This is a genomic window from Kribbella yunnanensis, assembly GCF_039529655.1.
Taxonomy (GTDB): Bacteria; Actinomycetota; Actinomycetes; order Propionibacteriales; family Kribbellaceae; genus Kribbella; species Kribbella yunnanensis.
The window spans coordinates 624,493-646,306 of record NZ_BAAANF010000017.1; the positions used below are offsets into that span (position 1 = coordinate 624,493).

General features: G+C 67.8%; 18 protein-coding genes. 12 read left to right on the top strand and 6 right to left on the bottom strand.

Going from position 1 to position 21,814, the window contains the following annotated elements; translation table 11 throughout:
• Window positions 1–263: 263 nt before the first annotated feature.
• From ABD231_RS26320 to ABD231_RS26345, 6 genes are all read left to right on the top strand, one after another.
• A complete protein-coding gene (locus ABD231_RS26320) occupies window positions 264–1,115 on the top strand; it encodes a S1 family peptidase (protein ID WP_344157432.1) in 852 nt (283 codons plus the stop codon).
• Window positions 1,116–1,205: 90 nt separating this feature from the next.
• Window positions 1,206–3,296 (top strand): spermine/spermidine synthase domain-containing protein, encoded by a 2,091-nt coding sequence (locus ABD231_RS26325; RefSeq protein WP_344157435.1) that lies wholly within the window; start codon window positions 1,206–1,208, stop codon window positions 3,294–3,296.
• A gap of 769 nt (window positions 3,297–4,065) precedes the next feature.
• Window positions 4,066–5,022 (top strand): UDP-glucose 4-epimerase GalE, encoded by a 957-nt coding sequence (gene galE / locus ABD231_RS26330; RefSeq protein WP_344157438.1) that lies wholly within the window; start codon window positions 4,066–4,068, stop codon window positions 5,020–5,022.
• A 26-nt stretch (window positions 5,023–5,048) separates the two neighbouring features.
• Window positions 5,049–5,372 carry a hypothetical protein gene (locus tag ABD231_RS26335; protein ID WP_344157441.1) on the top strand — a complete coding sequence of 108 codons (324 nt, stop codon included), beginning with the start codon at window positions 5,049–5,051 and terminating at the stop codon, window positions 5,370–5,372.
• Between the two features lie 100 nt (window positions 5,373–5,472).
• Complete coding sequence (locus ABD231_RS26340) at window positions 5,473–5,892, top strand: cyclic nucleotide-binding domain-containing protein (RefSeq protein WP_344157444.1); 420 nt, start codon at window positions 5,473–5,475, stop codon at window positions 5,890–5,892.
• A 17-nt stretch (window positions 5,893–5,909) separates the two neighbouring features.
• Entirely contained in the window at window positions 5,910–9,017 is a 3,108-nt protein-coding gene (locus ABD231_RS26345; RefSeq protein ID WP_344157447.1) for an ATP-binding protein, read from the top strand.
• Here the strand turns inward: ABD231_RS26345 and ABD231_RS26350 are convergent.
• Together ABD231_RS26350 and ABD231_RS26355 are read right to left on the bottom strand one after the other, a co-directional pair.
• On the bottom strand, window positions 9,001–9,777 hold the full coding sequence (locus ABD231_RS26350; RefSeq protein ID WP_344157450.1) for an SDR family NAD(P)-dependent oxidoreductase: 777 nt from the start codon (window positions 9,775–9,777) through the stop codon (window positions 9,001–9,003). The genes ABD231_RS26345 and ABD231_RS26350 overlap by 17 nt on opposite strands.
• Entirely contained in the window at window positions 9,778–10,458 is a 681-nt protein-coding gene (locus tag ABD231_RS26355) for a TIGR03089 family protein (RefSeq protein ID WP_344157453.1), read from the bottom strand.
• 66 nt (window positions 10,459–10,524) lie between these two features.
• Between ABD231_RS26355 and ABD231_RS26360 the strand changes: the two genes are divergently transcribed.
• From ABD231_RS26360 to ABD231_RS26370, 3 genes are all read left to right on the top strand, one after another.
• Window positions 10,525–10,725, top strand: a complete 201-nt coding sequence (locus tag ABD231_RS26360) for a twin-arginine translocase TatA/TatE family subunit (protein WP_344157458.1) — start codon at window positions 10,525–10,527, stop codon at window positions 10,723–10,725.
• Between the two features lie 132 nt (window positions 10,726–10,857).
• Window positions 10,858–12,195 (top strand): hemolysin family protein, encoded by a 1,338-nt coding sequence (locus ABD231_RS26365; protein ID WP_344157461.1) that lies wholly within the window; start codon window positions 10,858–10,860, stop codon window positions 12,193–12,195.
• Window positions 12,192–13,304, top strand: a complete 1,113-nt coding sequence (locus tag ABD231_RS26370; protein ID WP_344157464.1) for a hemolysin family protein — start codon at window positions 12,192–12,194, stop codon at window positions 13,302–13,304. The genes ABD231_RS26365 and ABD231_RS26370 overlap by 4 nt, the downstream gene beginning before the upstream one ends.
• On the opposite strand, the gene ABD231_RS26375 is transcribed toward ABD231_RS26370, so the two are convergent.
• Genes ABD231_RS26375 through ABD231_RS26390 form a run of 4 tightly spaced genes read right to left on the bottom strand, consistent with a single transcriptional unit; the run spans window position 13,225 to window position 17,298 of the window.
• A complete protein-coding gene (locus ABD231_RS26375) occupies window positions 13,225–14,433 on the bottom strand; it encodes an ATP-binding cassette domain-containing protein (protein ID WP_344157467.1) in 1,209 nt (402 codons plus the stop codon). The genes ABD231_RS26370 and ABD231_RS26375 overlap by 80 nt on opposite strands.
• Entirely contained in the window at window positions 14,430–15,467 is a 1,038-nt protein-coding gene (locus tag ABD231_RS26380; protein ID WP_344157470.1) for a FecCD family ABC transporter permease, read from the bottom strand. Before ABD231_RS26380 ends, ABD231_RS26375 begins: the two co-directional genes overlap by 4 nt.
• The gene (locus ABD231_RS26385) at window positions 15,464–16,615 is read right to left on the bottom strand and encodes a heme/hemin ABC transporter substrate-binding protein (RefSeq protein ID WP_344157473.1); all 1,152 of its coding nucleotides are present in this window, start codon (window positions 16,613–16,615) and stop codon (window positions 15,464–15,466) included. Before ABD231_RS26385 ends, ABD231_RS26380 begins: the two co-directional genes overlap by 4 nt.
• Window positions 16,612–17,298 carry a biliverdin-producing heme oxygenase gene (locus ABD231_RS26390; RefSeq protein ID WP_344157476.1) on the bottom strand — a complete coding sequence of 229 codons (687 nt, stop codon included), beginning with the start codon at window positions 17,296–17,298 and terminating at the stop codon, window positions 16,612–16,614. Before ABD231_RS26390 ends, ABD231_RS26385 begins: the two co-directional genes overlap by 4 nt.
• A gap of 47 nt (window positions 17,299–17,345) precedes the next feature.
• On the opposite strand from ABD231_RS26390, the gene ABD231_RS26395 reads away from it, so the two are divergent.
• The 3 genes from ABD231_RS26395 to ABD231_RS26405 are packed head-to-tail and all read left to right on the top strand — an operon-like array spanning window position 17,346 to window position 21,699.
• Complete coding sequence (locus tag ABD231_RS26395) at window positions 17,346–18,074, top strand: hypothetical protein (RefSeq protein WP_344157479.1); 729 nt, start codon at window positions 17,346–17,348, stop codon at window positions 18,072–18,074.
• Complete coding sequence (locus ABD231_RS26400; RefSeq protein ID WP_344157482.1) at window positions 18,071–21,424, top strand: HtaA domain-containing protein; 3,354 nt, start codon at window positions 18,071–18,073, stop codon at window positions 21,422–21,424. The genes ABD231_RS26395 and ABD231_RS26400 overlap by 4 nt, the downstream gene beginning before the upstream one ends.
• Entirely contained in the window at window positions 21,421–21,699 is a 279-nt protein-coding gene (locus tag ABD231_RS26405) for a DUF2470 domain-containing protein (RefSeq protein ID WP_344157485.1), read from the top strand. The genes ABD231_RS26400 and ABD231_RS26405 overlap by 4 nt, the downstream gene beginning before the upstream one ends.
• Window positions 21,700–21,814 lie beyond the last annotated feature (115 nt).

The following is a 21,814-nucleotide window of genomic DNA, read 5'->3' on the forward strand; positions in this document are numbered from 1 at the left end:
AGGTCCTTCCGTTCTCGGCTCGGGCGGGCTGTTGCCGACCGTACCGCGCCGTCCCCACGGTCACCTGGTACGACGTGCCGGAGGACGGGATGGTTCGAGCCGGAGCGGGTGCGAAAACGAAGAGTAGCAGGGTAGGCACAGAGCGCAGGAAAACCCCTGCGTACACCCGGTGATCAGGTGATTTCACACGGTTGTGATGGTGTTCGGGGGCTGAGATCGGTTATCTGGTAGGTGCCCAAATCGACAGTGAGGATCCGCCCCCCATGAAACTGTTCCGTCCTCTTTTTGCCGTCGCCGCGGCCACGGCCATCACCCTGACCGGCCTCAGCGCCGCGCAGGCGGCGCCCGCCCCCGCCCCTGCGCCCGCTGCGGTCCGGGCCCCTGGTGGCGATTTCACCGGGATCGCCGCGCTCAGTAACTGCTCCGGATCGCTGGTCCGGTTCGCGTCCTCGGTGTCGACCGATCCGGCGCTCATTCTGACCAACGGTCACTGCTACGAAGGCGGTATGCCCGGCGCGGGCGTCGTCATCAAGGACCGCGCGTCCAGCCGCTCGTTCACGCTGCTGCGCCCGAGCGGGAGCAACGCCGGTACCGTCCGGGCCAACCGGGTCCTGTACGCGACGATGACCAAGACCGACGTCACGCTGTACCGGCTCACCGAGACGTACGCCGCGATCCAGTCCCGGCTTGGCGTTCCGGCGCTGACGCTGTCCCAGTCCGCGCCGGCTGCCGGCGCCGGGATGGCCGTTGTCTCCGGTTACTGGAAGCGCATCTACACCTGCTCGGTGCAGTCGACGATCTACAAGCTGCGCGAGGCCAGCTGGACGATGGAGAGCTCGATCAAGTACCGCCAGCCGGGCTGCGAGACCATCGGCGGTACGTCGGGTTCGCCGATCGTGAGCACCTCGTCCGGCCAGGTCATCGGCGTCAACAACACCGGTAACGAGGACGGTGGCCGCTGCACGCTGAACAACCCGTGCGAGGTCGACGCCGCCGGCAACATCACGGTCGACCAAGGAGCGGCGTACGGCCAGCAGACCTGGTGGTTCTACACCTGCCTGTCCGCCACCCGCACCATCGACCTCAACAAGTCCGGCTGCCTCCTCGCCAAGTAGGCGCAACCGCTGCCCGCTTCCGGTGGTCACTCCACCGGAGGCGGGACTGGGGTGACGTAGCACACTGTGATTCGGGTAACGTCGCGCCACATGGCAGTCGACTCCTCCACGGAACAGGTCACGACAACGAACTGGCCGAGCCCCTTCGGGGTCCGGACCCGGCTGGTGGCGGCCAGCGCGCTGATGCTGTTCACCGAGCTCGCGCTGATTCGCTGGACCGGCTCGAACGTCGTCCACCTCAGCTACTTCTCGAACTTCGTGCTGCTCGGTTCCTTCCTCGGAATCGGGATCGGCATCCTGCGCTCCGGCCGGGCCAAACGGCTGCCGTACTACTCGCCGGTGATGCTCGGCCTGCTGGTTCTGGTGATCGCGTGGAAACCCGTCACCGTCAACCGCGGCTCGTCGTCGAGCGTCATCTACTTCACCAGCCTCAGTACGACGGGTCCGCCGGTCTGGGTGATCCTGCCGATCGTGTTCATCGCCGCGGCCGTGGTGCTCGCCGGTCCCGCGGAACTCGTCGGCCGATGCTTCACCGAGCTGCCGCGACTGACGGCGTACCGGTTTGATCTGGTCGGTTCGCTGATCGGGATCATCGCCTTCACCGGGCTGTCGTTCCTGGGGGCACCGCCGATCTGGTGGGGACTGATCGTCACAGTCGTCTTTGCCGGGTTGATGATTCCGCGGTCGCGCGGGATTGCCCCGCAGCCGCTGGTGGCCGCCGTACTGAGTGCTGCGTTGGTGCTCGCGCCGTTGCTGGTGATGGTCGGGGTGCTGTTCAACGAGTCGACCAAGTCGGAGAACAGTTGGTCGCCGTACTACAAGGTGCAGACGGCCAAGACCTCGTTCGAGGGTGTGCCGCTGCTGACGATCACGGTGAACGGCGTACCGCATCAGCAGGCGATCCCGGCGGATGCCCGGTTGCAGTGGGAGCCGCAGTACGGACTGCCGTACGCGCGGGCGAACGTCGGTAAGGAGCCGAAGAACGTCCTGATCATCGGGGCCGGCTCGGGTTCGGATGTCGCGATCGCGCTGAAGAAGGGCGCGACCCATGTGGACGCGGTCGAGATCGACCCGGAGATCCGCGACATCGGCAAGGCGCTGCACCCGGACCGGCCGTACCAGGACCCGCGAGTGTCGTCGCACATCGACGACGGGCGGGCGTTCCTGTCCCGGACCGACAAGAAGTACGACCTGATCCTGCTGGCACTGCCCGACTCGCTGACCCTGGTCAACGGCGCGAGCTCGCTGCGCCTGGAGAGCTACCTGTTCACCCAGCAAGCGTTCGAGTCGGCCCGTGACCACCTGAACCCGGGTGGCGCGTTCGCGATGTACAACTACTACCGCGAGACCTGGCTGATCGACCGCCTCGCCCTGACCGCCGAAAAGGCCTTCGGTCACAAGCCCTGCGTGGACAAGGTCGGCGACTCCCTGCAGCAGGCCGTCGTCACCGTCGGCCTCACCGCCAACGACCAGAACTGCCAGGGCGAATGGGCCGGCGCCTCGTCGGTCACCCCGCCGCCGGCCACCGACAACCGCCCGTTCCTGTACCTGTTCACCGACCGCATCCCGTCCCTCTACTTGGTCACCCTGGGGCTGATCCTCGTCGCGGGCGTGGTCGGCGTCGGCATCGCGGGCGGCGGATCGTCGTACAAGCGCATGCGCCCCTACACCGACCTCTTCCTGCTAGGCGCCGGCTTCATGCTCCTCGAAACCAAGAGCATCACCGGCTTCGCCCTGCTCTTCGGTACGACGTGGGTCGTCAACGCCATCGTCTTCGCCGGAGTACTCGTGGCGGTGCTCGCCGCCGTCGAAGTCACCAGACGGTTCCGAACACCACCCACGAAGGTGATGTTCGCGATCCTGTTCGGCGGCCTCGTCCTGTCCTGGATCTTCCCCGACGACTGGCTACTCTCGATGCCCGTCGGCCTCCGCGCCCTGGTCGCGGTGATCATCGCCTTCACCCCGATCTTCGCCGCCAACGTCATCTTCGCCAAACGCTTCACCGACACCGAAGACGGCACGGCCTCCTTCGGCGCCAACCTCCTGGGCGCCATGCTCGGCGGCTGCCTCGAGTACGCCGCCCTGATCATCGGCTTCCACGGCCTCCTGATCATCGCCGCAGTCCTCTACCTAGGCGCCTTCCTCCTCCGCCCCAAGTCGAAAACAGCCATCGGAACGTAACTGCCTAGACCGACGAAACGGCAGGATGCCTCGCACCCCCGCGAGGCCTCCTGCCGTCGCTCGTTGCGGGCCCGCGTTGATCGGAAAGAAAAGGGCAAATAGCACCCAAAAATTACCGACTAACGAGCTGGGTCGGCGAGGTGTCGCTCGGATGCGGCCGGGGGCGTACGGCGGTGGGTTGCTCGCCGCTGCGGCCGGCTTACAGAAGGGGTGTGGTGGGGGTCACCTGTGGCTGGGCCGGTTGGCGAGGTCGGCGGTCGGGTGGACGTTGCCTGGGGCGGACGGGCTTGGGTTGCGGTTGAGAGATGAGGTCGGCGGTTGGGTGGAGGTTGCCTGGGGTTGACGGGCTGTGGTTGCTGCTGATGGCGAGGCGGGTTGCAGGGTGACCGTGGCGGTGGTTTCTGCGAGTTCACGGATACCTGCTGCCACGGAGCGGCAGTGATCGTCCGCAAAGCGCCGTTTCGCCTTTCGTTACTGGGGTTTGGGGCAACTATTCGTCACCTGCGGGCACATTTGTTCCACTCAGCTCTCTTACCGCAACCGAAGCCCGTCAGACCCAGGCGACGTGCAGGCGGTCGCCGACCTCGCCAAGCAGCTCAGCCACAGACCCGGCCAGCCACACTTCCTCTGTAAGCCGGCCGCAGCGGCGAGCACCCGGCACCCACGAGACCGGCCGCATTCGAGCGAACCCCCGCCGTACCGGAGAGGAGTGGTACGGGATCGGCCCGTTTCCGGGAAGAGGTTGGGATGGGGGTGCGAAGATCGTTGTATGACATGGCTGGTTAGTGGCGGGGCTGGGTATATCGGGGCGCATGTGGTGCGGGCGTTCCTTGCTGATGGCATCGATGTGGTGGTGGTCGATGACCTGTCCAGTGGGAAGGCGGAGTTCGTGCCGGACGGGGTGCCGTTCGTGCAGGCGAACTTGCTGGATATCGAGGCGGTGCGTGGGGCTCTGGTCGGGGTGAGCGGGGTCGTGCACCTGGCCGGGTTCAAGTACGCCGGGGTGTCGGTGGAGCGGCCGTTGCACACGTATACGCAGAACGTGACGGCGATGGTGTCGTTGCTGGAGGCGATGGATGAGACGGGTGTGCAGAACATCGTGTTCTCGTCGAGCGCCGGGGTTTACGGTACGCCGACAGTCGAGACGGTGACTGAGGCGACCGAGCCGGCGCCGGAGTCGCCGTACGGGGAGACGAAGCTGATCGGGGAGTGGTTGCTGCGCGACCAGGCCAAGGCGGCTGAGTTGAAGCACACCTCGTTGCGGTACTTCAACGTGGTCGGCTCCGGCGACCCGACCGTGTACGACGCGAGTCCGTACAACCTGTTCCCGATCGTCTGCAACCTGCTGTCGCAGGGGAAGGTGCCGCAGATCTACGGCACCGATCACCCGACCCCGGACGGTACGTCGGTCAAGGACTACGTGGATGTCGCCGATCTCGCCCGCGCGCACGTGGCCGCGGCGCGTGCTCTCGAGGCCGGTACGGCGTTGGAGCCCGTCTACAACCTGGGGAGTGGGACCGGTACGTCGGTCCGCCAGATCATGGATGCCGCTCGCCGGGTCACCGGTATCGACTTCACGCCGACCGAGGGTCCGCGTCGTCCCGGCGATCCGTCGCGCGTGGTTGCACAGGGCGAGCTTGCGGCCCGTGACCTCGGCTGGAAGAACACCCACACCGTGGACGAGATGTTCGCCTCGGCCTGGAAGGCCTGGCCGGCCAACCGCTGATCCCGGGCGGGACTACAGTCCGAGCCATGGCCGATGCGTTCGACGACATGCCGGCGTACCTGCGGCCGGAGGCGCCCCGGCAACCGTGGCGGACGCGGGACTCGGCGTACAGCCCGGCGTCCTTCATCGGCGGCCTGGTGTGGATGGCCCTTGGCATCGGCTCGCTGATCGGTGGCTGGACCGTCTTCGGCAGCGCGGTGCTCGGCGTACTGGTGCTGCTCGTGGTGGGCGCGATCGTGGTGCAGGCGAGGCGTGGGCACCACGGTTGGTGCCTGGTACGGCGCGGGGTGTGGTTCGGGATCGCGGTCTCGGGGCTGCCGCTGCGCGTGGCGTACTGGTTCAACTTCTGATCCAGACCAAAACCTCCCGGACGCTCCCTCGCGGTTGTACTGTGTGCCGCAGTTCACAGTGCTGTCCGCGGGGGCGGGCAACGATCGAGGGGTGCGATCCATGAGTCACGAGAGTTTGCCGCAGTTCCTGGCGAAGGTCGATCTCTTCGAGGGGCTGTCCAAGGAGACGCTGTCCGAGCTGATCGAGCGGGGCACGAACCTGCAGGTCCCGGCCGGGCGGCACGTGGTCGAGCAGGGTGCGAACGACGCCGGTCTGCAGGTCGTGCTGGAGGGTTCGGCCGTGGTGTCGGTCAACGGCGTCGAGCGGGAGCCGCTCGGACCGGGCGACTACTTCGGCGAGATCTCCCTGATCGACGGCCAGCCGCGGTCCGCGACCGTGGTCTCGGGTCCGGACGGACTGACCACGTTCGCCCTGTCCGCGCTGGCGTTCGCGCCGGTCGTGAAGGCGAACGGCGATGTCGCGCAGGCGCTGCTGAAGGCGCTGACCGCGCGGATCCGCAGCCTCGAAGCCCAGGGCTGAGGCGGGCCGGGACCACCATGCCTCCAGCCGAGGAGCGCAAGGTCGTCTCGGTGCTGTTCTGCGACCTTGTCGGCTTCACGAGCGCGTCGGAGTCCGCCGATCCGGAGGACGTCCGCGGCTGGCTCGCGCCGTACCACTCGACCCTGCGCGACACCGTCGAGCGGTATGGCGGGACTGTCGAGAAGTTCGCCGGTGATGCGATCCTGGCGGTCTTCGGCGCACCGCGGTCCCGCGAGGACGACACCGAGCGTGCCGTCCGTGCGGGCCTTGCCATCCTCGATGCGGTCGCGAAACTCGCACTCGAGGTTCGGATCGGCATCGAGACCGGCGAAGCGCTGGTTCAGCTGAATGCCCGCCCGGAGCTCGGCGAGCCGTTCGTCACCGGTCTAGTGGTGAATCTGGCCGCGCGCCTCCAAACCTCGGCCCCGATCGGCACCGTAGTCGTCGGCCCGGGTGCGCACGCCGCGACCAGTCGCGTCTTCGGCTACCAACCTCTCGAACCAGTCGTTGCCAAGGGCATCAGTCACCCGGTCGAGCGCTGGCAGGCCGGTACGCCGCGAGCCCGCTTCGGTGCCGATGTCATCCGTGACCTCAGTACGCCGATGGTCGGTCGCGAGCGTGATCTCACCCTCGTGCGCATCACGTTCGAGAAGACCGTGGCCGAGCGGCAACCGCAGTTCGTCACGCTCCTCGGCGAACCAGGTATCGGCAAGTCCCGCCTGGTCGCCGAGCTCGCGCGGGTCGTCGACGATCAGCTCGTCACTTGGCGCGAAGGGCGCTGCCTGCCGTACGGCGAAACGCCGTTCTGGCCGGTGGCCGAGATCATCAAGGCTCAGGCCGGCATTCTCGACACCGACCCGCTCACCGAGGTTGCGAACAAGCTGGACGCGATTCTGCCCGGTGATGCGGACCGGGCCTGGCTGCGGTCCCGGGTCGGACCGCTGATAGGTGCTGAGAGCAACGATTCGGTCAGTCCGGAGGAGTCCTTCGCCGCCTGGCGGCAGGTGCTCGAAACGTTCGCCGACCACGGCCCCGCCGTACTGGTGTTTGAAGATCTGCATTGGGCGTCTGACGCGCTGCTCGCGTTCCTGGATCATCTGGCCGAGTGGCTGAGCGACCTGCCATTGTTGATCATCGTCACCGCCCGTCCGGAGCTCCTCGAACGCGGGCCGGGCTGGACGCGCAATGCGTTGACGATCGGTGTCTCGCCGCTGACGGTCGCCGAGACCGAGCAGGTACTCGACCGGATGCTCGCCGGCCGGACGATCCCGCCCGAGACCCGCGACCTCCTGGTCCGGCGTGCCGACGGCAACCCGCTGTACGCCGAAGAACTCGCCCGGATGATGAACGAATGCGGCCCGGAGTTGCCCTGTGCAAGCAGCCTCCCGACCGGGATTGCCGCGATCATCGCCGCCCGGCTGGACTCCCTGGACCCAGATCGCAAGGCCCTGCTCGCGGATGCGGCCGTCATCGGTCGGGCCTTCTGGGCTGAGGCGGTGGCGGCGTTGTCGGGTCAGCCGGTCGAGCAGGTCATCCGCGCATTGCAGGAGTTGGTTCGCAAGGAGCTTGTCCGCCCGGTCCGGCAGTCGTCGATGTCCGGGCAGCACGAATACCAGTTCTGGCACGCGCTGACTCGCGATGTCGCCTACAGCCAGTTGCCCCGCGCCTCACGATCTGCGCGACACCTCGCCGCTGCTGACTGGTTGGAGGAGCAGCATGCCGACACCAGTACCTCGGTCGCGCATCACCTGACGACCGCCCTCGACCTCGCCGTGGCACGTCACGATCAGGGCCAGATCGCGACGATCACACCGAGAGCGCGCAGCTATCAACGCCGGGCCGCTGAGCTCGCGATGAACTTCGACACCGCGCAGGCGCTGACGCTGCTCGATCGTGCGCTCGCGCTGACCCCGGCCGACGATCCGGAGCGGCCCGAGGTGCTGACGCGCTGGGGCTGGGCGGCCTTCCTGGCCGGCCGGCTCGACGATGCGCGGGCCGCTTACGACGCCGCGGTGGCCGGGTTCGAGGCGACGGGTGACATCGCCGGTACGGCGCGCGCGTTGCGAGCGTCGACGTACGTGATGAGCAACATGGCGGAGAGCATGGCGACGATCGACCGGGTGGTCGCGATGCTGACCGAGCTCGGGCCGAGCGAGGACCTGGTTGGCGCGCTGGCCGGACAAGCCAGTATCAAGATGGTCGCCAGCCGCCGGGGCGACTCGATCGACACGGCGAACCGGGCGCTGCGGATGGCGCGTGAGCACGGGTACGCCGTACCGCTGCGAGCTCTTGAGTCACGCGGGCTGGCGCGGGTCGGGGAGGGCGACACCGGCGGTCTGGTCGATATGAAGGACGCGCTGGCCGCGCTGCTCGACGGCGGAAACGGCCGGGATGCGGCGGTGACGTGGCTCAACTACGGGTTCGTGCTCTGGCAGATCGAGGGACCGGTGGTCGCGCTCGCGACCTTGGCGGAGGCGCAGGAGTTCGCCGTACGGCGCGGGCTGGCCGAGCCGGAACAGCTGATGAACTGCACGGTCCTGGAGCTGCTCATGGAGACCGGCCAGACGGACGAGGTACTGCGGCGCTGTCGGGACCAGCTCGATCACCCGGGGCCGGCGTTCATCACGCTGCGGCGGATCGAGGTACTGGCCGCGCTGGCACACGCTGAGCTGGAGACCGGGGTTGCCGCGGGGCGCGCGTCGGCCGAGGAAGCGTACGAACTGGCCGTCGCGGCGGGGTGGCCGGACATCATCGCGGTCGCGGCTGCTCCCGCGGCCACTGGCCGGGCGCTGGACGGGGACCAGGAAGGTGTCCGCGAGATCCTCGACCGCTTGATCGGTCTGACCGAGTTGCCGGGGAGTCATGAGCTCCCCGCTCGGGTGCCGACTCTCGTGCGCGCGGCTCTGGCCGTGGATCTGCCGGATGAAGCCGCGGCGCTGACCGACGTACTGGTGCCGTTGCTGCCTATGCGGGAGTACGCCGTACTGACTGCGCAAGCGCTGCTTGCCGAGTACGCCGGGGAGCCCGCGGCTGACTGGTTTGCGCAGGCTGCCGCGAGCTGGGGGACGTTCGGGAACCGGTTCGAGCAGGAGCACGCGTTGCGGCGGGTCAGTACTCCTTCTTGAACGGACCCGACGTGCTGAGGTCGACCATGTTCGGGCCGGCCAGCACGCCACCCTCGACCGGCAAGGTGTGGCCGGTGATCCAGGAGGCGTCGTCGGAGGCGAGGAACGCGACCGCGGCCGCGATGTCCTCGGGCTCGCCGATCCGGCCCAGCGGGTAGAGCTGCTTGAACTTCTCCAGCGTCTCCTGCTGGTTGTCCCAGTTCGGCGTCCTAATGGTGCCGGGGGCAACAACATTGAAACGGACACCGAGCTTGCCGTAGCGGGCGGCGTAGTTCAGCGTCATCGCGATCTGACCGGCCTTGGCGGCCGAGTACTCGATATTGCCGAACGCGGCCAGCCCGTTGACCGAGCTGATGGTGACCACGTTGCCGCGCGACTCCACCAGGTGCGGCAGGGCCGCCTGAATGCAGCGCGAGGCGCCGACCAGCGTCAGGTCGAGCTGGCGGAACCAGTCCTCGTCGGTCGTGTCCTCGGGAACGCTCGTGACGATGCAGCCGCCGGCGTTGTTGACCACGACATCCAGCCGACCGAACCGCTCGACCGCCGCTGCCACTGCGGCATCGACATCCTCGCGCTTCGTCACATCGGTGCGCACCCCGATCGCCCGCTCACCGAGCTCGGCCGCGAGCTCCCCGATCTTGTCCTCCTGCAGATCGGTGATCACCACCGAACCACCCTCGGCCACGAACCGCCGTACCACCGCGGACCCGATTCCCTGCGCACCCGCCGTGACGAGTGCCACCCGCCCCTCGAACCGCACCTAGTCCTCCAGCACTCGATCGACCTTCTCGTCCGCCACCCGGCGGTCGAGCTTCGTGGGGTCCAGGTTGCGGCACAAGACGATCGAGCCGCCACCGATGATGACCCCGATCAAGACCCTAAGTCCGTCGCGGGTCGTCAGGTCCTGAGTGGTCAGAATCCGGTCGGCGATGGGTTCCGCCGTACTGATCAGGTCGGCGTGGGTGAGTTCGTCGTACGCCGAAGAGTCGGCGGTCGGGGAGTCGAACGGGACGAACACGTCGGGGTGGTTGTAGACCTCGGCGCCGTAGTCGTGGACGCCGGCCGGCAGCGGTTCGCGGAATCGCCCGCCGAGGGGGAGGAGCGCGGAGGCGATCGTCTCCCGCTCACCGGTCGTCTTGAAGTCGGGGCCGGTGATCGCGAGCGTGCCGGTCTTCGAGGTGAGCGAGGCCCCGGCCGACCAGGTCGCGAGCGCCCAGACCACCCCGAGCCAGTGCGGCGGGAGGCCGATCGCGACGGTCTCGCCCGCCTCCAGGTCGTACTCGTCGACGAGCAGGTTGGCGGTCTTGGCCACCCAGTTCGCCGTCGTGAGCGCGCTGAGCTCGATCCGCTCACCCGTCTCGTCGTCGTAGTAGGTCAGCAGCGGGCCGGCGCCGTCCCGGCGGACCGCAGCGGCGAAAACCTCGGGCAGAACCTGTGACATATGGCCCAGCCTACGGTCCGGATCCCGACGTAGCTTGAGAGGGGACTAATCGAAAGAAGGCTGGTCATGGTTCCGCAGTTGGAGATGCCCGCGGGCGGCGAATGGGTCGTGATCCTGATCGTCGTGGTGCTGCTGTTCGGTGCGAACAAGCTCCCCGAACTCACCCGCGGCGCCGCCCAAGCGCTCAAGGAGTTCAAGAAGGTCCAGAACGAGGACGAGCAGGATCCGGCCATCGAGGCTGCGCAGAAGTCGGAGAGCCGGCCCTAACGACAGGATGTGTCGGCCCGCCGAGAGGTTGGCGGCCGCGCCGTGAGCGGGCGGGCTCGCGGCGCGGCCCCACACCTCCTGTCGTTGGTGTCGCCCAGTCGGCCCGGTGGGGTGATCACCTAGGGTCGAGGCATGCTGATTCTTGGCGGCCTGGGGTTGATCCTGGTGCTGACTGTTGCCACCGGCTACTTCGTGGCGCAGGAGTTCTCGTTCGTCGCGGTGGACCGGAACCGGCTGCAGACGCTCGCGGACGGCGGTGATGCGGCGGCGGTGCGGGCGTTGAGGGTGACGTCGCGGTTGTCGTTCGTGTTGTCGGGGTCACAGGTCGGGATCACGGTGACGGCGTTGCTGGCGGGGTACTTCGCGGAGCCGTATCTGGGCGAGGGGCTCGAGGGGGTGCTCGGGTCGGCCGGGGTGCCGGAGGCCGTGAGCGTTTCGGTGTCGGTGATCGCCGCGCTACTGCTCGCGACGGTGATCCAGATGGTGCTGGGTGAGCTGGCGCCGAAGAACCTGGCGATCGCGAAGGCGGAGGCGATCGCGCTGCGGTTGTCGCGGTCGACGCTGCTGTACCTGACCGTCGCCGGGCCGATCATCCGAGTGTTCGACGCCGCCTCGAACCGGATTCTGCGCCGGGTCGGAATCGAGCCCGTCGAGGAACTACCGCAGGGGGCGACCGCCCAGGAGCTGGACCGGATCATCGTCTCGTCGTACGAGCAGGGGTTGCTGGACGAGGACACGATGCGACTGCTCGACCGCGGTCTGGACTTCCGCGGGCGGATCGCCGACGAGGCGATGCGGCCGCGGGTCGACGTGATCACCGTGCACCAGGACGAGCCGCTGACGCGCGTGGTCGAGCTGCAGGACACCGGGCACAGCCGGTTCCCGGTGATCGCGGGTTCGGTCGACGAGGTCGTCGGCGTGATCGCGATCGGCGATGTCGTCGAGGTCGAACCGGCCGACCGCGCGCACGTGACCGTCGGCTCACTCGCTTCGCCGCCGGTCGTCGTACCGTCCACGCTTCCGGTGCCCGTCGTACTGGAACGGCTCCGTACGGCGCACCGCCAGCTCGCGATCGTGGTCGACGAGTACGGCGGCTTCGCGGGCATCGTCACGCTGGAGGACATCGCGGAGGAACTGGTCGGGGCGATCCGGGATGAGGACGATTTGCCCGAGACCTCGCCGGTCCAGGGTGGTGACGGTTCGTGGGTACTGCCCGCGCGGTGGCGGCTCGACGAGGTCGAGGAGGCGACCGGGGTGGCGCTGCCTTCGTCCGACGATTACGAGACAGTGTCCGGGCTGGTGATGGCGCGGCTCGGCCGGATCCCGGTGGTCGGTGACGAGATCATCGTGGAGCTCCCACACCGGTTCGACCACGAGGGTCGGCCGATTCCGGTGGAGTTCGTCAAACTCGTCGTACAGACGTTGGAACGCCGGGTGCCCGGTCTCGTCGGGATGGAGCGGCTGGCATGAGTACGACGCTCGCTCTGGTCATCTCGGTCGGATTGCTGGCGCTGAACGGGTTCTTCGTGGCGGCCGAGTTCGCGCTGGTGGCGTCCAAACGACATCGGCTCGAGGAGGTCGCGGCATCGGGCAGCCGGTCGGCGCGGGCTGCGATCGCGGGGATCAGCGAGTTGTCGCTGATGCTCGCGGGTGCGCAGCTCGGGATCACGTTGTGCACGCTGGGTCTTGGTTCGCTGAGTGAGCCGGCGGTCGCGCACCTGCTGCATCCCCTGTTCGAGCTCGCGCACATTCCCGAGGGCGTGGGGCATGTGATCGCGCTGATCATCGCGGTCGGCGGGATCGGTCTGCTGCACGTGCTCCTCGGTGAGATGGCGCCGAAGTCGTGGGCGATCAGCAACCCCGAGCGGGCGGCTCAGGCGCTGGCGCTGCCCTTCCGCGGTTTCACGTACGTCGTTCGCCCGCTCCTGCTCGCGCTGAACTGGATCGCCAACCTGTGCGTCCGCCTCGTCGGCGTCACCCCGCAGAACGAACTAGCCAGCGCCCACGGCCCCGACGAACTCCGCCTCCTGATCGAGTCATCCCGCGACCACGGCACTCTCGAGGCGCCGGAACACGATCTGCTGACCGCGATGCTCGCCCTGCAGAACATCACCATCGCCCAGGTCATGGTCCCGATGAACCGCCTAGCCACCGTCGTCTCCACCGCCTCAGCCCGCGACGTCGAACTAACCAGCCGCCGCGAAGGCCGCTCCCGCCTGGCCGTCATGACCGGTACGACGATCTGCGGCATAGTCCACGTCCGAGACGCCGCCCGAGCCACCACCGGAGGCGGTACGACGCTCCGAGCCGCCGACCTGATGACCGCGCCCCTCAACCTGGCCCCCGACACCCCCGTAGCCACCGCCATCCGCACCATGCGAGACCACCGCTCCCAGCTGGCGGTGGTCTGCACCGGCGCTGAGCCGCTGGGCGTAGTAGCCCTAGAAGACTTGCTCGAACAGGTCATCGGCGAGTTCGACGACGAAACCGACCCCATCGTCAGCGCCGCGGCAAAATCACCGGACCGCCAGTCCCCGGATGCGCCCACACCTCCACCGGATGCCGATAAACCTCACTAAGCAACTCAGCCGTCAACACCACCCCCGGCGCCCCATCCGCAACAACCTTCCCACCCGAAAGCACCACCACCCGATCCGCATAACCAGCCGCCAAATTCAGGTCATGCACAACAACTACCACCGCATCCCCGCCACCACTCGTGTGGTCGGGGGAGGCAGTGTGATGAGGCGCAGTCGCCGGCGGTCGAGGCACGTGGTTCGGCGCGGAGTAGGAGTCGCCGCCAAGCGAGTCTGTGCCGGTGAGTGAGCCTGCGCCGGCGGACGTGCCCGCGACGCCGGAGGTGTGTGCGGGAGGTGGAGGCACGTGACGTGAGCTGGACTGGGAAGCGCCGGCGGGCGGGCTCTCGACACCTCCGTCAACCGGATCAGCTGACGCGCCGCGTTCGGGGCGACCGCTTCCCGCGACATAGCCACCCTCAACCGCATCAGCCGAGGCATAGCCCTCGGGGCCGACACCTCCCGCGACACCACCCTCGGGGCCAGCAGCACCCGCGACGCCACCTCGCGCGACACCACCCTCGTCAACTGCATCGGTGTGGGCGGCGCGGGCTCGGGCTAGTTGGAGGACTGCTTCTTGGTGGTGGAGGTCTAATGCGGCAGTTGGTTCGTCGAGGAGCAGCAGTTGCGCCTGTTGGGCGAGGGCTCGGGCTAGGGAGACTCGGGCTCGTTCGCCGCCGGAGAGGGAGCTGAACGCTCGGTCGCGGAACTCGGTGATGTCGGCGGTCTCCAAGGCAGCTTGTACGGCGGGTTCGTCGTCGTCCGCTCGGGTGGTCCCGTACCAGGGGGCGCGGCCCATGGCGACCAGGTCGGCGACGGTGAACGGGAAGGAGATGGTTGCCTGCTGCAACATCACCGCTCGGCGCATCGCGGTTTCGACGGGGGACCAATGGGTGAGGGGTTGGCCGGCTAGGTGGACTGTTCCCGCGTCGGGGGTGTGGTCACCGGAGAGGACGCTGAGGAGGGTGGACTTGCCGGCGCCGTTGGGTCCGACCAACGCGAGTACCTCGCCGGTGCGGACTGACAGGCTGACTCCGTCGAGGATGCGGGTACCGCCGAGAGTGAGCGACACATCGCGCGCCTCGGCGATCGTCGTACCGGTTGGCAGTCGGGACGGGAGTCGGCGCCTCATCCCCAGCCTCCTTGGCGGGTGCGGGTGCGGCGCAGGAGCCAGAAGAAGAACGGCGCGCCGACGAGTGAGGTGATCATGCCGATCGGCAGATCGGCGTTGCGTATCAGCGTTCGGGCCAGCAGATCCGCGACGATCACCAGGACCGCACCGCCCAACGCGCTGGCTGGGAGCAGCAGCCGGTGGCCTGGCCCGGCGACCATCCGGATCAGGTGCGGGACCACCAGACCGACGAAGCCGATGATTCCTGAGAACGCGACGCTCGCACCGACCAGCAGGGCGACGACGACGATCACGGTCAGCCGCAGGCGCTCGACGTCCACGCCGAGATGGCCCGCCGACCGATCACCTAGTGACAGAAGGTCCAACCGCCGAGCCAGTACGACGGATGCGATCAGCCCGGCCACGGTGAACGGCAGAACCGCGCTCACGGCCGGCCAGGTGGCGCCGTTCAGGCTGCCGAGTTGCCAGAAGACGAGCTGCTCGCGGGCGCTCGTGTTCGCGATGAAGGTGGCGAACGAGATCAGCGTGAAGGCCAACGAGTTCACCGCGATCCCGGTCAGGACCAAGGTGACCACCTCGGTACGCCCGGCGGCTCGCGACAACGAGTGCACGAGCAACGTCGTACCGAGGCCGGTGATGAACGCAGCCGTCGCGATCGTCCAGTTGCCGAGGTACGTCACCCCGGTCACGATGACGAGCGAGGCCCCGACCGCGGCTCCCGACGACACCCCGACCACCGACGGCTCGGCCAACGGGTTCCCGAAGACGCCCTGCATCAATGCGCCCGCGGTCGCCAGCGAGGCACCGACCAGTACGGCGAGCGCGACCCGCGGGAACCGCACCTTCCACAGCGCGTTGTCCCCCTGCGGATGACTGGGCATCGGACCAACATCCAGACCTATTCGGTGCAGTAGTGAACCGATGATCTCGGCCGGCGGGATCCGGAGCTGCCCGATTCCCGCGGCCACGATCACCAGCACGACCAACGCAACGGTCAGTAAGCCGAGCAGGCCAACCGAACGTAACCGGCTCAAGGCGTGTAGACCGCCTTGGCGAGGGCGGCGACGGTTCGGCCGGTGCGCGGGCCGAAGCCGAGGAGTTCGGTGTCGTTCATGTCGATGATCCGGCGGTGCTGACCGGCCGGTGTCTGACCGAGCCCGGGCAGTTTGAGCAGCCCGTCAACCCCCTTCACCGACTTCAGCCCCTCGGTCATCACGATGATCACCTCGGGTTGCGCCCGGATCAGCGCCTCGCTCGTCAACGGCACGAACGACTTGTCCAGCCCGATATCGGTCCCGGTGTCGATCCCGCCGATCGCCTTGATCATCGCGTCCGCGCCGGAACCCGGGCCGCTCATCAGATACACACCCGCCGTACCCCGGATGTACAGGAACGTCATCCGCAGCGGCATCCTTTGATGTCCGAGTCCACCTGTCGGCGCCAAAGCCAGGGCAGACGTGATCTCGGCCGACGTCCGCTTGACCAGCTCCTCACCACGCTCCGGTACGCCGAGAGCTCCCGCGACCGCGCGGATCTGACTCGGCATCCCGTCCATGGTCCGGGCGTCGGAGAAGAAGATCACCGGTACGCCGGATGCCCGCAACTGATCGATGACTTCGGGCGGCCCGATGCTCTTGTCGGTCAGTACGACGGTCGGGTCCAGCGACAGGATCGCCTCGGCGTTCAGGTCATGGGCGCTCGGGGTCACCTTGGGCAAATGAGCTGCTTCGGGGAACCCGGTCGACGTGTCCCGGCCGACGACCTTGTCGCCCAGCCCGAGGCTGAACACGATCTCGGCCAGCGTGCCGTAGAGGTCGACCGCGATGATCCGGCTGGCGTCCTTGACCTGCACCTGCTTCCCGTCACACGACTTCACATCCACCGGCAGCTTCGGCTGGGCCGTCGACGCAACCGGGTGGATCGCGTGGTCGGTCAGCGTCGCCGTGGCCGGCCCGGTCAGCGTGTGCGGATCCGCGCCGGTGGCCGGTGCTGTGGTTGCCTTGGGCAATGGCTTGCCGTCGCCATCCGTGGTGACCGCGAAACCCTTGACCGGTGGGCGGCAGGCATCGACCATGGCCGGCTGCTCAGCCGAGGCGGCCGGTCCGGCGCATCCGACGGCGACGAGCAGCAGCAGTACGACGAGGATCGCCGTACGGGAGACGCGGGAGAGGTCGAGCGTCACGACGCCACCCGGGGATAGCGGGGGAGGACCTGCTCGGCGAGCTCGGTCAGTACGTCGATGTTGTAGCGGTAGGCAACCAGTACCTCGTCCAGGACCTGCTGCTGTTCGGTCTCGTCGAACGGCGTCTCGTCCAGCAATCGCCGGTAGTTCTCGCGGAACGGCTTCGGGGAGATCTTGTCGAAGACGTAGAACCGTACGCCGTCCCCGCCGGGCACCAGACCGTAGTGTGTCGCGACCTGGCGGCCGATCGACTGGCCGCCGGCGATGTCGCCGAGGTAGCGGACGTAGTGGTGCGCGATGAAGCCGCCGGGCCAGGTGGCGAGCTCTTGGAGTCGCTCGGCGTAGCGGAGTGTCTGCGGGGTTGGCTCTGGGATCGGGAGACCGCGGGCCTTGAGGTGCTCTAGGTCGGCCTGCAGCCACTCGCAGCGGTACAGGTCCGGGAAGACGAAGCGGCCGGCGATCGGGTCGTCGGCGAGTTGTTCGCCGAGCTCCTCGAGGGCGCGGTAGATCACCGCGTGCTGGGCGACCAGAGCGGCGTACCCGCTCAGGTCGAGGTGCCCCTTGGTCAGGGCAGCGAGGTAGGCGCTCGCACCGGTGTCGCGGTGCATGAGCTGACTGCGTTCCCGGAAGCGTTGCGAGAACGGCGGCTGAGCGGTGGCCGACGGGCCCGATTGTGGGGTCACTTGAGTTAGGTTAGCCTAACCAAACTGAATTAGGTGAGGAGTTCGGTGTGAGATTCCGGGTGGGGCTGTTGCTGGCCGTCGTGGGGGCGGTCGTGCTTTCGCCGCTGACCGCGCAGGCGGCGAGCGGACCGAACGGGCAGACCGTGACCGCATCGGTGACGACCGGGCTGAACCCGGCCGGCACCAAGGTGACCGTGCGCGGCAGTGGATTCGACCTGTCCAAGGGCATCTACGTCGCCTTCTGCGTAAACAAGGGCCCAGGGCAACTGCCTTCGCCGTGTCTCGGTGGGGTGGACATGAAGGGCGAGTCCGGTTCGTCGGTGTGGATCTCGTCGAACCCACCGTCGTACGGCGAGGGGCTGGCGCGCCCGTTCACCCAGTCGGGTGGCAAGGGTTCGTTCGAGGTGCAACTGACCGTGAAGGCCAAGGACCAGTTCACCAACTGCCTGGACAACAAGGCGGCACCGCTCGGCTGCGCCATCGGCACTCGAGCCGACCACACCCGCACCGCGGACCGAAGCGCCGACGTCCTCATCCCAGTCACCTTCACCGGTGCAGGTAGCACCCAACCGTCTGGTCAGCCCACCACTAGCAGTCCCACGAACTCGAACAACAACACCAATGGCGGCAAGGACGACAAGCCGACCGGCAGCCTCGCCAACACCGGCGGTCTGGCCATCGGCTTCGCGATCGCCGCCGTCGTACTGCTCGGCGGTGGCGCCGCCCTCGTCCTGGCCACCCGCCGCAAGACCGCCAAGAAGGAGACCCCGGCATGACCCGCCGCCCCGGCCGCGCAACCTCGAGCCTCGGTTTCGCAAGGTCGCGGGGCGTTTGGCGCCGCCGTACCGCCGCCGTGATCGCTGCCTCGGGCCTCACACTCGCGGCCGTCGCGCCGACCGCGTTCGCAGCACCCGCCCCGGACGACGCCTCCGCCGACACGCCCGCGATGACCACCTCCGCTCCCGCGACGACCACCCCCGCTCCCGCGACGACCACTCCCGCTCCGGACGACGCCTCCGCCGATACCCCCGCGACGACCACCCCAGCCGCGGAGTTCACTCCGAAAATCGTGGTGTCGAAGATGGCTGACATCACGCCGGGTGAGGAGTTGGTGGTTGAGGGGTCTGGGTTTGATCCGGCGGCGAATGTCTCGTTGCGGCCGCCGGTGACTGTTGGGCAGCCTGCGGGCGTGTACGTGGTGTTCGGGTCGTTTGCGGACAATTGGCAGCCGTCGACTGGGGCGGACGCGACGACTCGGACGTTGCTCGACACGAAGTGGGCGGTGCCGCAGCCGTCGTACGACCAGGTTTCGACGGACTTTCCGGCGCAGAAGCCGCGGATGGTTTTGCTGAATCCGGATGGTACGTTCGAGCTGACGGTGAAGACGAAGAAGGTTGCGGAGAATCCGCGCAACTACGGCGTTTACACGTATCCGGGCGGCGGTGCGGTCAACGCGGCGCATGAGCTTGGCGTGAAGGTGACGTTTGCGGGGGACACGCCGCCGACCACCCCGCCACCGCCGGTCGGGTCGCTCGATTGGGGGCTCAAGGCATCGTTCCGCACGTACGTCGAGGGCCCGATCGCGCATGGGTCGATCGCCGTGCAGGCGCCCGCGAGTCGTCGTACCGATGGGTCGTTCCGGTTTGCGAATGGAACCGGTACGGCAGACAAGGTGGGCTTCGAGGGTGGGGTGTACTTCAAGGGGCACGAGGCGCAGGCGGGGAATCCGCTGCTCGAGGTGACCGTGCGCGACCTGCGGATCGCGCTCAACGGGAGTACCGGCAAGATCATCGCCGACGTGGTCAGCAAGAGCCTGGAGACTGGGCAGCCGACGACGTACGACGATGTCGAGCTCGCGGCGCTCGACTTCGCGACCAAGCCGGTGGAGATCAAGGACGGCGTCGCGACGGTCGTGGGCGCGCCGGCGACATTGACCGAAGCTGGCGTTCCTGCCTTCGCCGGCTTCTACGCGGCCGGTACGGCGCTCGATCCGGTCAGCTTCGCGGTTCGGCTGAGTACGACGCCGACCTGGCAGCCGAAGGTCGACGTACTGGGACCGGATGGCAAGCCGCTGGGTACGGTTCCGGCGGCTGGTGTGGTGGCGACGATTCGGGGCAGCGGCTTCGACCCGGCGTCGAACCTGTCGACTCGGCCGCCGGTGACGCCTGGCAAGCCGGCTGGTGTGTATGTGGTGTTCGGCAGCTTCGACAAGATCTGGCGACCGTCCGAGGGGGCGCCGGCTGGCGCGCGCCGCGTGCTCGATCAGAAGTGGGCGCTGCCGGACACCTCCCGCCCGGGGTCGGATCCCGCGTTCGTCACGCTGAACCCGGACGGCACTTTCGAGGCCAAGCTGAACGTGAAGCCGGCTGATACCGCATCGGGGACGTACGGCATCGCGACGTACGCGGCCGGTGGTGCTGCCCCGAATGCGCCGCAGGAACTACTCAAGCCGGTCGTCTTCGGTGGCGGCACGGCTGTGCTGACCGTCGAGCCGCATGCTGACTTGAGCGACGGGCAGACCGTCCGGGTCAAGGGCGCGGGCTACGCACCGAACCGTGCGCTGTACGTCGCTCAGACGCCGCAAGGGACGTCAGGTTCGTCGAACCCCTCGCCGTTCTCCGGGGCGCAGCGGGTTGTGACGACGGCGGCGGGGACGTTCGAGACCTCCGTGCAGACGGCGGTGACGTTCACCAATGAGGGCGTGAAGATCGACTGCAAGGCGGTGGCTTGTTACCTCGCGAGCTTCAACTCACCGCTTGCCTCGGACAACGAAGTGATCGACCTGCGCGGGGATCGGACGCAGGATGTGTTCCGCGCGATCACCTTCAAGACGCCGGGACCGCAGCCGGTACTGCCGGTTGTGACGACTCAGCCTAAGGGTTTGTTTGTCGTTGCTGGTGGCAACGTTGAGTTCACGGCGGCGGCGACCGGTATGCCGGTTCCGACTGTGCAGTGGGAGCGTAGCGGTGACGAGGGGAAGACGTGGGCGCCGATCGCGTCGCCGTCTGCGGTGACGACCGCGTTGAAGCTGGACGCCGTACAGGCTGCTGACAATGGGGCGCGGTTCCGGGCGGTGTTCAGCAATGCGGCCGGGTCGGCGACGTCGGCCGCTGCTGTGCTGACGGTGGCTGGGGCTGATCCTCATGTTGCGGTGACATCGGCTGTGAAGCAGGGCGGTGAATTGGTTGCCGAGGGCAGCGGGTTCCCGGCTGGGCAGAAGGTGTCGGCTGCAGTGGATGCGGCGATGGATGCGCCGGAGTTCAGCTTCAGCAACGCGAATGGTCAGACGGTGACGGTCAGCTCGGCGAACGGCAAGGCGCTATCGGTTGCCGGTGGCAAGCTCGTACTGACATCCGGCGCACAGCTCGCGATCAAGGTCAGCGGGTTGCGGAACAGTCGCGAGAACACGGCCGCGGCGCCGAACGGGTTCTACGTGATGACGGCGGTCGACAACGGCGCAGGGCAGACGGCCTCACCCGCGATCGGTGGTGCTGACATGACCGGCAAGAGCGGGCAGTCGGCGTGGATCACCAACCATCCGTACGCCGGTTCCGAGAACATCGTCGTACGGATCGGGACCGATCTGGTCGCTCGAACGACCGTGACGGTGGAGTCGAAGGACGATCTGACCGACTGCACGAAGACCGCGCGCAGCTGCGTGCTGTACCTGCGCGCGGATCACCGATCGACGGCGAACCGCGCGTTCGACGTACGGGTGCCGTTGGAGTTCGCCGCGGCGAAGGCTGCGGCCGTTGGTACGACGCTGGGCGAGCAGGAGGCGGATGCGGCCGGCAAGGTCCGCTTCGCCTGGAAGGTGCCAACCGACTTCCCCGTCGGCAAACACGTCCTAACGCTGACAGGTCCCGCAGGACTAACCGCCACAGCAAACTTCTCGGTCTCCTCGGCAGTCACGCCCACGCCGACACCCACACCCACGCCAACCCCGACGCCCACGGTCGCGCCGACCACGACGCAGCCGCCGGTCACCGACACACCAACCAAGCCGACAGGCTCCCTCGCCAACACCGGTGGTGCGGGCATCTGGCTCCCGATCGGAGGCGGCGTATTGCTGCTAGCCGGTCTGCTCCTCACCCTCGCCACCCGCAGAAAGCAGAAGGCCGCATGACGCACCCGTTCACCCCAGACATCGTCGAGGCAGTGCTCAAGCACATGAACGCCGACCACGGCGGCCACTCCCTGGAGATCGTCCAGATCCTAGGCAACCAGCCCGACGCCACCGCCGCAGAGCTCACCGCCCTAGACCCGACCGCCGCCGTCTTCACAGCCCAGGTAGCCGGCCGCCCAGTAGAAGTCCGCATCCCCTGGTCCGAACCAATCACCGACCGCCCCCAGTTCCGCTCCGAATTCGCCCGCATGCACCAACAAACCCAACCCCAATAACCCCCGCCACCTGCCAACCCCACCGACCCTCGCCCGCCCCGCCCCCTGGTAACCCCGCGACCCCACCCAACCGCCCCCTGGTAACCCCGCGACCCCACCCAACCGCCCCCTGGTA